The organism is Geothrix terrae (genome assembly GCF_022808775.1).
In the GTDB taxonomy this organism is placed as follows: domain Bacteria; phylum Acidobacteriota; class Holophagae; order Holophagales; family Holophagaceae; genus Geothrix; species Geothrix terrae.
The window spans coordinates 395,616-409,007 of sequence record NZ_JAKZLA010000003.1; the positions used below are offsets into that span (position 1 = coordinate 395,616).

The 13,392-nt window shown below is 68.9% G+C and carries 7 protein-coding genes; 4 read left to right on the plus strand and 3 right to left on the minus strand.

Annotation, left to right across the window (positions count from 1 at the left end; genetic code table 11):
• Positions 1-3: 3 nt before the first annotated feature.
• Positions 4-2,205, minus strand: coding sequence for an aconitate hydratase (locus tag MLE42_RS07780; RefSeq protein WP_243287487.1), 2,202 nt, complete (start codon positions 2,203-2,205; stop codon positions 4-6).
• Between the two features lie 328 nt (positions 2,206-2,533).
• Between MLE42_RS07780 and MLE42_RS07785 the strand changes: the two genes are divergently transcribed.
• Complete coding sequence (locus MLE42_RS07785) at positions 2,534-4,816, plus strand: glycosyltransferase family 4 protein (RefSeq protein ID WP_243287311.1); 2,283 nt, start codon at positions 2,534-2,536, stop codon at positions 4,814-4,816.
• Entirely contained in the window at positions 4,816-6,270 is a 1,455-nt protein-coding gene (locus MLE42_RS07790) for a glycoside hydrolase family 130 protein (RefSeq protein ID WP_243287312.1), read from the plus strand. Before MLE42_RS07785 ends, MLE42_RS07790 begins: the two co-directional genes overlap by 1 nt.
• A gap of 109 nt (positions 6,271-6,379) precedes the next feature.
• Here the strand turns inward: MLE42_RS07790 and MLE42_RS07795 are convergent, their stop codons facing one another.
• Both MLE42_RS07795 and MLE42_RS07800 read right to left on the minus strand, forming a co-directional pair.
• The gene (locus tag MLE42_RS07795) at positions 6,380-8,089 is read right to left on the minus strand and encodes a sodium:solute symporter family protein (RefSeq protein WP_243287313.1); all 1,710 of its coding nucleotides are present in this window, start codon (positions 8,087-8,089) and stop codon (positions 6,380-6,382) included.
• A 102-nt stretch (positions 8,090-8,191) separates the two neighbouring features.
• Positions 8,192-10,771: a PIG-L family deacetylase gene (locus tag MLE42_RS07800; RefSeq protein ID WP_243287314.1), complete on the minus strand. Its 2,580-nt coding sequence runs from the start codon at positions 10,769-10,771 to the stop codon at positions 8,192-8,194.
• 222 nt (positions 10,772-10,993) lie between these two features.
• Between MLE42_RS07800 and MLE42_RS07805 the strand changes: the two genes are divergently transcribed.
• Together MLE42_RS07805 and MLE42_RS07810 are read left to right on the plus strand one after the other, a co-directional pair.
• Positions 10,994-11,377 (plus strand): BlaI/MecI/CopY family transcriptional regulator, encoded by a 384-nt coding sequence (locus MLE42_RS07805; RefSeq protein WP_243287315.1) that lies wholly within the window; start codon positions 10,994-10,996, stop codon positions 11,375-11,377.
• On the plus strand, positions 11,374-13,386 hold the full coding sequence (locus tag MLE42_RS07810) for a M56 family metallopeptidase (RefSeq protein WP_243287316.1): 2,013 nt from the start codon (positions 11,374-11,376) through the stop codon (positions 13,384-13,386). The genes MLE42_RS07805 and MLE42_RS07810 overlap by 4 nt, the downstream gene beginning before the upstream one ends.
• Positions 13,387-13,392 lie beyond the last annotated feature (6 nt).

A 13,392-nucleotide genomic window follows, 5' to 3' on the forward strand; every position in this document is an offset into this window, starting at 1 on the left:
AGTCTACTGCCGGGTCCTGCCCATGAGGTTCAGGGCCGAGCCGGCCTTGAACCAGGCGATCTGCCCTTCGTTGAAGGTGTGGTTCAGGGGGATCCGGTCCTCGCGGCCATCCGCGTGCGTCGCCACCAGGGTGAGGGGCTTGCCGGGCGCGAAGGTGGTGAGCCCCTGGATGGCGAGGCGGTCATCCTCCAGGAGCTTGTCGTAGTCCTTGGGGTCGGCGAAGGTGAGGGGCAGCATGCCCTGCTTCTTGAGGTTCGTCTCGTGGATGCGGGCGAAGCTCTTCACGATGATGGCGCGGCCGCCCAGGTGGCGGGGCTCCATGGCGGCGTGCTCGCGGCTGGAGCCTTCACCGTAGTTCTCGTCGCCGATGACCACCCAGTCGACGCCTGCGGCCTTGTAGGCCCGGGCCACCTTGGGCACCTCGTCGGTGGCACCGGTGAGCAGGTTCTTCACGCGGTTGACCGAACCATTGAAGGCATTGGTGGCGCCGATGAGGAGGTTGTTGCTGATGTTGTCCAGGTGCCCCCGGAACCGCAGCCAGGGCCCGGCGGCGGAGATGTGGTCGGTGGTGCACTTGCCTTGGGCCTTGATGAGGATGCGCAGATCCGCCAGGTCCCTGCCCTCCCAGGCCTTGAAGGGTTCCAGCTTCTGGAGGCGCTGGCTGGCGGGATCGATCTTCACGTCGATGCGGTGCCGGTCCGAGGGTGGCGCCTGGTAGGTGGCCTGGCCGGGGTCGTAGCCCTTCTTCGGCAGGCTGTCGCCGCTGGGCGGCACCAGCTTGAAGGGCTTGCCATCGGCCCCGGTGAGGGCGTCCGTCTCGGGATTGAAGGTGAGGCGGCCCGCCAGCACGAAGGCCGTGACGATCTCTGGCGAGGCCACGAAGGCGCAGGTCTCGGGGTTGGCGTCGTTCCGGGCGGCGAAGTTGCGGTTGAAGCTCGTGATGATGGAGTTCCGCTCGCCCTTCTGGATGTCGTGGCGCTTCCACTGGCCGATGCAGGGGCCGCAGGCGTTGGCGAGCACGGTGCCACCCACCTGCGTGAAGATGGACATCTGCCCGTCGCGCTCGATGGTGGCGCGGATCTGCTCGCTGCCCGGCGTGATGGTGAAGGTGGACTTGGCCTTCACGCCGTGGTCCAGGGCCTGCTTCGCCACGCTGGCGGCCCGCTCCATGTCCTCGTAGCTGGAGTTGGTGCAGCTGCCGATGAGGCCCACCTTCAGCTCTTCCGGGTAGCCCTTCTCCTTCACGGCGGCGGCGAACTTCGACAGGGGCCAGGCCAGGTCCGGCGTGAAGGGGCCGTTGATGTGGGGTTCCAGCGTGCTGAGGTCGATCTCCACCACCTGGTCGTACTGGCAGCCTTCGTCGGCCTTCAGGTGCTCGGCGAAGCCCTCGGCCAGCGCCGCGATCTCGCCGCGGCGCGTGGCCCGCAGGTAGTCCGCCATGCGGTGGTTGAAGGGGAAGAGGCTCGTGGTGGCGCCAATCTCGGCACCCATGTTGCAGATGGTGCCCATGCCCGTGCAGGAGATGGCGTCCACGCCAGGGCCGAAGTACTCCACGATGGCGCCGGTGCCGCCCTTCACCGTGAGGATGCCCGCCAGCCTGAGGATGACGTCCTTGGGGGAGGTCCAGCCGCGGAAGGCGCCGGTGAGTTTCACGCCGATGAGCTTGGGCGCCTTCAGCTCCCAGGGCAGGCCCGCCATGACGTCCACGGCGTCCGCCCCGCCGACGCCGATGGCCACCATGCCCAGGCCGCCCGCGTTCGGCGTGTGCGAATCGGTGCCGATCATGAGGCCGCCGGGGAAGGCGTAGGTCTCCAGCACAACCTGGTGGATGATGCCGCTGCCCGGCCGCCAGAAGCCCAGCCCGTACTTGTCGCACACGGTCGACAGGAAGTCGTAGACCTCCTTGTTCTCGGTGTTGGCCCGGGCCAGGTCCGGGCTGGAGCCCACCTCGGCCTGGATGAGGTGGTCGCAGTGGACCGTGGAGGGCACGGCCACATCCGGCAGTCCCGAGGTCATGAACTGGAGGAGGGCCATCTGGGCCGTGGCATCCTGCATGGCCACGCGGTCGGGGCGCAGCTCCAGATAGCTCCTCCCCCGCAGGATCTCCGCCTGGTCCGGGTGGTCCAGGTGGCCGTAGACGATCTTCTCGGCCAGGGAGAGGGGCCGGTTCAGGCGCCGGCGCACGACCTTCAGGTTGGCGGCCATGCGGTCGTAGACGGCCTTCACGAACGAGGGAGTGGATTCAATCTGCGCCACGGCGGAACCCTCCTGGTCCCTGGGAGTGTAGTCCGATTCCACCGGATTCCAGCCATTTAGGATCGTTATTGTCATCGCGCGTTTTTCCCATCATTACCTCTGGCATGTTGAACATTTCAGGCGCAGGATCAGAGGCGTGGAAGAGTCGATCCCGTCCGGGAATCCTCTGACGGCTGGCTTGGCCTTCCAACTTCGGCACCCTCCGGGGGTCCCATGAAAAGCAGTGCCACACCAGTTCGAGGGACGGTTCGCCCGTCACTCTGAGAGGGATGCCGAGATGCCCTCCCCCCTGCCCGACCGCATCGCCTTCCTGGGCGGCTACCTTCCGCGGCTATGCGGCATCGCCACGTTCACTTCCGACCTCTGCGAGGCCGTCGCCCAGGCGGCACCCGAAACCCAGTGCTTCGCCGGAGCCGTGAACGATCGCCCCGAAGGCTATGAGTACCCTTCCCGCGTGCGCTTCGAGCTGGATGAGAAGGATCTGGATTCCTACCGGAGGGCCGCGGATTTCCTGAACTTCAACAACGCGGGCGTCCTCTGCATCCAGCACGAGTTCGGCATCTACGGGGGAGCGGCCGGAAGCCATCTCCTGGCGCTGCTCCGGGAAGTCCGAATGCCGGTGGTCACCACCCTGCACACCATCCTGTCCGATCCCAACGCGGCCCAGCGGAAGGTGATGGAAGAGCTCGTCCGCCGCAGCGACCGCCTGGTGGTCATGGCCGAAAAGGGCGCGCAGATCCTGCATGACACCTACGCGGTGCCGGATGCCAAGGTGGACCTCATCCCCCACGGCATTCCGGACATGCCGTTCATCGACTCCAGCTTCTACAAAACCCAGCTCGGCGTGGAAGGGCGCATGGTGCTGCTCACCTTCGGGCTGCTTGGACCCGGGAAGGGCATCGAATACGCCATCGAGGCGCTTCCGGACATCGTGAAGCGGCACCCGAATGTGGTCTACCTCGTGCTGGGGGCGACGCATCCCCACCTCGTGGCCCGCGATGGCGAGAACTACCGCCTGAGCCTGGAGCGGCTGGCCGAGGACCGCGGCGTCAAGGAGCACGTGATCTTCTACAACCGCTTCGTATCCCTGGAGGACCTCAAGGAATTCATCGGAGCGACGGATATCTACCTCACGCCCTATCTCAACGAGGCGCAGATCACTTCGGGCACCCTCGCCTATGTCTTCGGCGCCGGCAAGGCTGTGGTTTCCACTCCCTACTGGCATGCCCAGGAATTGCTCGCCGACGGTCGAGGCATCCTCGTCCCCTTCCGTGATCCCCGGGCCATCGCCGAAGGCGTCTGCGCCTACCTGGACGACCCGGCCCGCCTGGAAACGACGCGGCGTGAGGCCTACCGGCTGGGGCGCGCGATGATCTGGCCCGCGGTGGCCCAGAACTTTCTGGAGTCCTTCCAACGGGCCCGCTCCGAGCGCCGGGCGATCCCGCGATCGGCCTTCGCCGGATGGACGCTCGCCAGCCGGCCCTACGACCTTCCTCCGCTCCGGCTCGATCACATTGCGCGCATGAGCGACAGCACGGGCATCCTCCAGCACGCCACCTATACCGTGCCGAACTTCCATGAAGGCTATTGCGCCGATGACAACGCGAGGGCCTTCGTGCTGTGCAACCTGCTGGACGAGCTCGGAGGCCGTCCCCCCTCGGAGAGCATCGACCGCCTGGCCACGAGCTACCTCGCCTTCCTGGCCGCGGCCTTGAATCCCGACACCGGCCGCTTCAGGAATTTCATGAGCTTCGGGCGGCAATGGCTGGAGGAATCCGGCAGCGAAGACAGCCACGCCCGCGCGCTCTGGGCGGTGGGCACGGGCGCGAGCCGCTCCCGCAACCCGGGCCACCGGAAGCTGTCGGCTCAGCTTTTCGAGCGGAGCCTGCCGGCCACGGAAGCCTTTTCCTCCCCTCGCGCCTGGGCCTTCACGTTGCTGGGCATCCAGGAATTCCTCCACTCCTTCCCGGATCATTCCCAGGCCAGGTCCCTGCGCGAGATCCTGACGGCCAGGCTCATCGGGTTGTGGGAGGCTGGTGCCACCGAGGACTGGCCCTGGTTCGAATCCAGTGCCACCTACGACAACGCCCGGCTCTGCCAGGCCCTGCTCAACAGCAGCCAGGAGATGGCCCTTCCCGAGGCCCAGACGATCGGGCTCAAGTCCCTGGCCTGGCTGATTTCCGTCCAGAAAACCCAGGAGGGCCACTTCCGCCCCATCGGAAGCAATGGCTTCTATGTGCGGGGCGGCGTCCGCGCCTACTTCGACCAGCAGCCCGTGGAGGCCCAATCCATGGTCTCCGCGTGCCTTACCGCCTTCCGCGTCACTCAGGAGGACGTCTGGCTGCGGGAGGCGAAGCGGGCCTTCGAATGGTTCCTGGGCCGGAACGACCTGGGATTGCCGCTGTACGACTCCAACAGCGGGGGGTGCAGTGACGGGCTCCATTCGGATCGGATCAACGAGAACCAGGGCGCGGAATCCACCCTGGCCTTCCATCTGTCCCTCGCCGAGATGAATGTCGCCGAACACGTCATGGCGCCAGCCCCCACCCATACCTCCTGATGACGATCCCTCTCCGTACCCACGATGTGACGCTCCTTCCCCAGAGCGCCCGGGTCATCATCCGCCCGTTCATCCCCTCCAGCTCGCATCGCATCACCACCATCCTCGGGCGGGCGCTGGCGCTGAGCGAAGCCGAGGCGGAGCGGAATCTGGCATCCATGCTGACGGAATTCGCGTCCCGCCATCTCGACATCGAAACCCCGCTGCTAGCCAATTTCGAGCGGGTGCTTCCCCACATCTTCACGCACCGCCCTCTGTCCCACGCGCGCAAGCTCCTCATCGGCGCCCTCTTCTCCGGGGAGTACTCGCTCGAGTCTGCGGCCCTCTTCAACCCCTCGATGGTCCCGCATCCCGACCAGGCAGGGGTCCCGCCGGGCGCCCTGCGGTTCATCATGAGCCTGCGGGCCACCGGAGAAGGCCACATCTCCTCCATCGAGTTCCGGACCGGCCTCATCGACGCCGGGGGGGACATCCACCTGGATCCCATCTCACCCTTCGTCAACCTGCCGGAGATCAACCCCAACCCCGACTATAAAAAGCTGCCCTTCACCGTCAAGCTGCACGAAATGGGCTTCGAGAACGGGAATGCCGCCATGGTGATGGACGCGCTTGGGGAGAGCTTCACCCGGAGCGACCTGAACCGCTGCGTCCTCCGCATCCGGCGCGAGACCAGGCCCCTCACCCAGGATCTCAACAACACGCTCCGCTGCATCCAGTGGCTCGCCGATTCCAACTACGAGATCCACTTCGCCCCCAAGCTCGCCATGAGCGAGCGGATCATCTTCCCGGTATCGACGAACGAGAGCCACGGCATCGAGGATGCCCGCTTCGTCCGGCTCGTCGAGGACGATGGGGCGGCGATGTACTACGCCACCTACACCGCCTACAACGGGCACGCCATCCTGCCCCAGCTCATCGAGACCAAGGACTTCCTCCACTTCCGCATCCTCACGCTCAACGGCACCGCGGTCCAGAACAAGGGCATGGCGCTCTTCCCCCGGCGGATCGATGGCAACTACGTGATGCTTTCCCGCCAGGACGACGAGAACCTCTTCATCATGTTCTCGGATAACCCCCACCACTGGAGCGATTCCACCGTGCTCCTCCGGCCCGCGGAGATGTGGGAATCCGTGAAGATCGGGAATTGCGGTTCGCCCATCGAGACCGAGGCGGGGTGGCTGGTGCTCACCCACGGTGTCGGGCCCATGCGCAAGTACTGCATCGGGGCCGCCCTGCTCGACCTTCACGATCCGACCAGGGTCCTGGGCCGCCTGCAGGACCCCCTGCTGGTGCCCGAGGGTGCCGGAAGGGAAGGCTACGTGCCCAACGTCGTCTACAGCTGCGGCGCCCTCCTGCACGGCCGGGACCTCGTCCTTCCCTACGCCATGAGCGACCGGGCCTCGACCATCGTGAGCCTGCGCCTGGACGACCTGCTCGAGGCGTTGCGGGCCTGATGCCGATCCGCGTTCGATGCGGAAGGATCCGCCACACCGGCATGGAGATCTCCGGACCCCTCTGTGGCGTCGGCGATGATGGGTCTCCAGCGTTGAACGCCGGGTGGTGTCACACGGGGTCCAGCCGGCGCGCGGATCGCGCGGACCTGTCGAACAGGCTGAACCCGTAGGCCAGGGCCACCACGGCGGCGCACCCGATGAGGTTGTACCAGAGGAACGAGATGCGGGTGAACGTGAAGCAGAGCAGCACGCCGGCTTCCGCCGCGAGGGCAGCGTAGAAGGCCGTGCCGCCGCGGGCGCGCTTGACGTAGAAGGCCGTGATGAAGATGCCGAGGATCGTGCCGTAGAAGAGGGAGCCGAGGATGTTCACCGCTTCGATGAGGGAGCCCAGGCGGGCGGCGTATTCGGCGAAGGCCATGCCGAAGCAGCCCCAGGCGAACGTGGCGATGCGCCCCACCCACACCTCGCGCGCGCCTCGGCTGCCGCCGATGAGGCGGCGCCAGAGGTCCACCACCGTGGTCGCGCCCAGGGCGCTGATCTCGCCCGACATGGAGGACATGGAGCCCGAGAAGACGGCGGCCAGCACCAGGCCCACCAGCCCGGCGGGCAGGCTGCTCAGCACGTAGGCCAGGAAGATGTAATTGACGTCGCTGGGATGGGTACCCGGATTGGCCTTTTCGATGAGGGCCAGCCCCTTCTGCCGCACGGCATCGCTCTCCGCCTGCGCCTGCTGGAGCTGCCGCTTGGCACCGGCGATCGTCCCCGCGTCCCCGGCGTGCCGGGCGGCCACGAAGGCCTCGGCCCGCTGGCGCTGGGCCTCGCGGGCCCGGGCGTAGTCCGCCTCGAGGGCGCGGTAGGCCGGAGCCTCCGGGCCCGCCAGGACCTGCTTCACGGGGCCCGGGTTGAAGAAGAGCGGCGGCGCGTGGAACTGGTAGAAGGCGAAGACCAGCACGCCCAGCAGCAGGATGAGGAACTGCAAGGGCACCTTGACCATGCCGTTCAGCAGGAGGCCGAGGCGCCCCTGGGTGAGGGAGCTGCCCGCGAGGTAGCGCTGCACCTGGGACTGGTCCGTGCCGAAGTAGGAGAGCATGAGGAAGAAGCCTCCGATGAGCCCCGACCACAGGTTGTAGCGGTTGTTCAGGTCGAAGCGCAGGTCGACGGCGTTGAGCCGCCCCAGCCCTCCCGCCACATGCAGGGCATCGCCGAGACTCACATGGGCGGGCAGGCGGTGGATGGTCATCACGCCCGCCAGGATCATCCCGAAGGCGATGATCACCATCTGCGAGCTGTGGGCCCAGGCCACGGCCCGGGTCCCGCCCACCACCGTGTAGGTCATGACCAGCACGCCCACCAGCAGGATGTTGGCGTGGATGCTCCAGCCCAGCAGCACGGAGAGGACCAGGGCCGGCGCGAAGATCGTGATGCCCACCGAGAGGCTGCGCTGGATCAGGAAGAGGCCGGCGGCGAGGAGCCGGGTCTTCAGGTCGAAGCGGGCCTCCAGGATCTCGTAGGCGGTGGAGACCTTCAGGCGGTGGTAGAGCGGAAGGGCCGTCATCGAGAGGACGATGGCGGCCAGCGGCAGGCCGAAGTAGAACTGCACGAAGCGCATACCGTCCACGTAGGCCAGGCCCGGCGTGGAGAGGAAGGTGATGGCGCTCATCTGCGTCGCGATGATCGAGAGGCCGATGAGCCACCAGCGATGATCGCGCCCGCCGCCGATGTAGGCTTCTCCCGAGGTGACGCCGCGGCCCTTGTAGAGGCCCCAGCACACCACGGCCAGCAGGGCGCCGCCGAGGACGAGCCAGTCGAGCCGGCTCACGAGAAGACCCAGGCGAGGAGGCGAAGACCCAGGACGCAGAGCAGCAGGTCGGCCAGGACCAGCAGGTACAGGCGCTTCCAGGTGCCCATGAGCGGCGGGGCGTCAGTCATGGGCGTGCCCCAGGGCCAGCAGGTTGGCGAAGAGCCGGGTGGCACCGGGCACCCCGTCTGGCAGCTGGCGGAAGAAGGACAGGCCCGTGTACACGTAGTGGCCCTTCCCGTGCCGCGCCACGATCAGGGCCCCGGCGTCCTCGGCTTCGCCGGGATCCGCCATGCCCAGCAGGGGCGTGTAGCGGGAATCCCAGCCCTCGGCATGGTAGAGGCTACGCTCCTGGACCCAGCCGTCGAAATCCTGCGGGGTGATCTCGTTGGGCCAGTGGAACACGGGATGTCCCGGCTGGAGGAGCCGGACCGGCACCGTCTCCACGGTGACCCGCTTCCGGCCCACCTTGAAGGGATAGGGGCCGATGGCCTCTGTGACCATGGCGGCGTTGATCCCGGGGATGCCCGTGTTCACGGTGTAGAGCACCAGCTCGGTGCCGCCTGCGGCCACATAGGCGTGGAGCCGCTCCTTGAGGGTCTGGAGGGCCGGTCGCGTGTTGAAGGCGCGGATGCCCAGCACGAGGGCATCGAACCGCCCGAGGTCCTCCCGGGCCAGCGCCTCGTCCGTGAGGAGCTCCACCTCGTAGCCGACGCGCCGCAGGGCCTGGGGGATGTCGTCGCCGGCGCCCATGACATAGCCGATGCGGCGGCCGTCGTGCTTCAGGTCGAAGCGCGCCAGGCGCACCTTCGCCTCGGGCAGCAGCGTCTGCAGGGGGATGTGCGGGTGGTCCACCACCACCAGGCTGCGGGCGCCCGTGAAGCCCACGCCCAGGTCCACCTCGGCGCGCAGCTCGCCGGAAGCGGCCGCGGCCGGCGGCGTGACGTGGAAGACCAGCTCTTTCTTCTCGCTGGCATGGGCCAGGGCGAAGGCCTGCCCGGACGGGTTCACGGCCCAGCCCGCGGGCACCCGGAGGCGCACACGCCCCGAGGCGGCCGCGCCGCCGGCCAGCACCTGGAGGCGCACCTCCTTCGCGGCCGGCGTCTCAAAGGCCAGGACGGAGTCGGCGAAGGTCACGAGCGCAGCCGGCACCACCGCCAGCGGGTGGTACCGCTCGCCCAGGACCGGATCCCGGAACCGGAACTTCACGGGCACCGTGACCTCGAAGGGGCCGTCCGCGGTCTCCAGGCGGGCCCGGAGGCGGAAGGGCGCCGGGGATTCGGGGAGGCCCGCCCAGGCTTCCGCGCCCGGCCCTCCCAGCCAGTGGGGCTGACCCAGGGGCGCGTCCACCGGCACGGTGAAGGAGAAGGCGGTCTTCTTCGGCGCATTGTCCGGCAGGAATGCGCCCTCCGTGCGCGACTCCAGGACACGGCTGCCCTCCGGCCGGACCGATTCCAGCGCGAGGGATTCGAGGGTCAGGGACGCGCCGCCGCGCGCCAGCAGCGCGGCATTCACCGTGAGCCGGTCGCCGGGTGCCAGGCGCTGGCGGTCGGCGATGGCCTCCACCCAGAGTCCGGCCGCCGCACGGATCGCATCCTCCAGCTCCGCGGCCTTGGCCTGGACCACCGGCTCGGCCAAGGTCTCGGCGGGCAACGCGCGGAGGGCCTGCAGGGCACGGACCAGCGGCGGCAGGCTGGCGACGGGGTGGTCCGGCCGGAAACCCTCGCGGGCCTCGCGCAGGAGGGCGGCGAGGCCGCGGGTGCCGCGGAAGCGGGACCAGGTGAGGTCGATCCCCTCGAAGAGATCCCCCGTGGCGGGCCGGCCGTCGAGGCGCTCGAAGGTCTCCAGCCGCCGGCCCCGCTGGGCCAGCACGCCGAAGCCCTGGCTGCGGTGCTGGCTGCGGCTCTCGGCGGCCAGCTCGCCATAGGAGCGGCCCAGCAGCGGGTCGAAGGCGCCCACATCCAGCGTGAGGCTCCCGGCGGGGGGCGCCGGGGCGTCGTCGGTGAAGAGGTAGTGGTTCCACAGCAGCCGCGTGGCCTGCCACGGGCGGAGGCCGGCCGCAATCTGCTCCGGGAAGCGGCCCGGATCCGCGGCGGCCTTGAAGGCCTCGATGGCCAGCAGGGCCGAGGCGATGTGGTGGCCGTGCCCCGCCCGCGCATCGGGCGGGAACCGGGTGAGGATGACGTCCGGCTTGAAGGCGCGGATGGTCCGTACCACCTCGGCGAGGACCCGGTCGTGGCCCCAGATCCGCAGGGACTCCTCTGCCGTCTTGGAGAACCCGAAGTCCACCGCCGACGTGAAGAACTGCTCGGCGCCGTCGATGCGCCGCGCGGCCAGCAGCTCCTGGGTGCGGATGGCCGCGAGGCCGCCGCCCAGCTCCGGGCCGATGAGGTTCTGCCCGCCCCCGCCCCGGGTGAGGGCCAGGTAGGCCGTGCGGAGGTTGCGCCCCTTGGACAGGGTGGCGAGCACGGCGGTGTTCTCGTCATCCGGGTGAGCCGCGATGTAGAGGACGCTGCCCACGGTCTGGAGGCGGTCCAGCTGCTTCTGGAGGTCTGCCCCATCGCGGACGGGTACCTGGGCCCCGAGCCAGGGGCCCAGGACCGCCCCCAGGACGAGGAGGAGGATCCAGCGCAGGGTCCGCCCTGGGGAGCGTCCAAAGCCAGTGGCGGGGGGAAGGGCGCGCGTGGAGGAGCCTGGCTGCATGGAAGTCCCTTGGTCCGAACGGCCAGCATAGAGTGCCAGCCGGGCGTCTCCAAGGAAGAGACATTGCATGGCGGCCTGGGAACCGGCAGCGCCCGCCAGAGGGTGGCTTCGTGAGTTCGGTTCGTCCCCAAATGGAGCCTCTGAATCATCTACGAAGATTTTCGTTGACGGCTACGAAACATGTCGTATCTTTTCGGCATTCCTCTCCTGGAGCCCCTTCCCATGACCCCTTCCCCCAAGCCCACGGACGCCGAGCTCGCCATCCTGCGGGTGCTCTGGGAGCGGGGGCCCAGCACGGTGCGGCAGGTCTTCGAGGTGCTGGCGTCCGAGCGGGAGCTGGGCTACACCACCGTGCTGAAGATGCTCCAGATCATGCATGAGAAGGGACTGGTGGCGCGGGACGTCACGGACCGGACCCATGTGTTCTCCGCCCGCGAGTCCCAGGTCCAGACCCAGCGGCACCTGCTGGACGATCTGCTGGACAAGGCCTTCGGGGGCTCGTCCCTCAGCCTCGTCATGCAGGCCCTGGCCACGCGCCGGGCCAGCCGCGAGGAGCTGGCGGAGATCCGGAAGCTGCTCGACCAGGCCGAAGGAGGGAAGCGATGAATCCCCTGCTCTCTGTCGTCCGTGAGCCCTGGGCCCAGTCCCTGGGCTGGAGCCTTCTCCATTTCCTTTGGCAGGGCGCCGCCCTGGGCCTGCTGGCCTGGCTGGGACTGGCCCTGCTGCGGGGCGCCAGCGCCCGGACCCGCTACGGCGTGGCCTGCGCCGCCCTCCTCCTGATGGCCGCGGCGCCGGTGGCCACCTTCCTGTTCCTCCAGCGCCAGGCGGCCCTGGCGGAGCCCCTGCGCCTGGGGGTGGAAGCCTCCGGGATCCTGATTCCTGAGGCGCCGCTGCCCCTTCGGATGAAGATGGCCCTGGATCCCGCCCTGCCCTGGCTGCTGGGGACCTGGGCCCTGGGCGTGGTCCTGCTCTCCGCCCGCTTCCTCGGCGGCTGGGCCCGCGTGCAGCGCCTGCGCCGGCACGGGACCGCCCCGGCCCCCGCGGAATGGCATCTGGTGCTGTCGCGGCTCTGCCGGGAGCTGAAGCTCTCCCGCACCGTGCGCCTGCTCCGGTCCGCGGCGGTGGAGGTGCCCACGGCCCTGGGCTGGCTGCGCCCCGTCATCCTGCTGCCCGCCTGCGCCCTGGCGGGCCTGGCGCCCCAGCAGCTGGAGGCCATCCTCACCCACGAGCTGGCCCACATCCGCCGGGGCGACTTCCTGGTGAACCTGCTCCAGTCCCTGGTGGAGGTCGCCCTCTTCTACCACCCCGCCGTGTGGTGGCTGTCGGCCCGCATCCGGCATGAGCGCGAGCTCTGCTGCGATGACGTGGCCGCCTCCCTCTGCGGCGATCCCCTGCTCCTGGCCCGCGCCCTCACGGATCTGGAGGCCCTGCGCGAGGCCGCGTCCCCCGCCCCCCACCTGGCCCTGGCCGCCAACGGAGGTTCCCTCATGCACCGCGTCCGCCACCTGCTCCAGCCCGCCCTGCCCGCCTCCAACGCCGCCCGCGCCGCGGCCCTGGCCCTGCTGGCCGCCTCCCTGCTGGGGGCCGGCGTGGTCCTCCAGGACAAGGGGAAGGAACCCGCAGCCGAGCCCGAACCGGTCACCCGCATGAAGGTCATCGACGGCGACCGCAAGCTGGACCTGCAGGTGAAGGGCGACGTCCAGCTCGACGCCGCCGCCAAGGAGCCCGTGGCCGTCCCCGGGGACGGCAGCTTCCGCGTGGAGGAGAAGCGGGGCGGGAAGACCCGCGCCTACACCGCCTCCAAGAGCCGGCGCACCTACACCGTGGACGGGAAGGAGCAGCCCCTGGACGCCGAAGGCGAGGCCTGGCTGCGGGAGGCCGTGAAGGAGGCGACCAAAGCCCAGAAGGCCCGGGACAAGGCCCATCACATCGAGGTCCGCACGCGGCGCATGGACGCGCAGACCCGCGAACTGGACACCCACCTGAAGGAGCTGGACGCGCATCTGAAGGATCTCGACCGCCTCCCGGAGCTGAGCCCCGAAGAGCGCGCCAAGGTCCGCGCGGACATTGACAAGGCGCGGGCGGAGATCGAGAAGGCCCGTGCCGAGCGCCGCAAGGTGCGGATGGAGGTGATCCGGAAGAAGGGCGAGGCAGGGAAGAACGTGGAGATCCTCACCGAGGACGTGGGTCCCGACACGGTCGTGATCCGCAAGAGGGTGGATGGCAAGGACGTCATCGAGAAGCGCGTGAAGGTTCGTGGTGTGAAGAAGGGCGAGGGCGGCACCTGGACCTTCGTCGGCCCCGAGGACCAGGACATGGTCGTGGAGGTCCCCGGGGACATCACCATCCCCCCCATCCACATTCCCGAGATCCACATCGACCACCCGGGCGTCGAAGCCGATCCCCAGGTGGAGATCCGCGCCCTCCAGTCCGCCATGAAGTCCATGCAGAAGCGCCTGGATCAGCTCCAGAATCAGATGGCCACCACCCCGAACCCGCCCAAGGCCCCCCGGGCCCCGAAGCCCCCCGAACCTGCACCCCTTCCCCCGCCGCCGCCTCCAGTGCCGGACGCACCTCCGGCGCCGCCCGCGCCTCCCACGGAACCCGGAAACTGACCTTGC

Coding starts and splice junctions, on each gene's coding strand:
- MLE42_RS07800 (WP_243287314.1), bottom strand. CDS start 10,771: ATGCAGCCAGGCTCCTCCACGCGCGCCCTTCCCCCCGCCACTGGCTTT.
- MLE42_RS07780 (WP_243287487.1), bottom strand. CDS start 2,205: ATGGCCGCCAACCTGAAGGTCGTGCGCCGGCGCCTGAACCGGCCCCTC.
- MLE42_RS07810 (WP_243287316.1), top strand. CDS start 11,374: ATGAATCCCCTGCTCTCTGTCGTCCGTGAGCCCTGGGCCCAGTCCCTG.
- MLE42_RS07790 (WP_243287312.1), top strand. CDS start 4,816: ATGACGATCCCTCTCCGTACCCACGATGTGACGCTCCTTCCCCAGAGC.
- MLE42_RS07805 (WP_243287315.1), top strand. CDS start 10,994: ATGACCCCTTCCCCCAAGCCCACGGACGCCGAGCTCGCCATCCTGCGG.
- MLE42_RS07785 (WP_243287311.1), top strand. CDS start 2,534: ATGCCCTCCCCCCTGCCCGACCGCATCGCCTTCCTGGGCGGCTACCTT.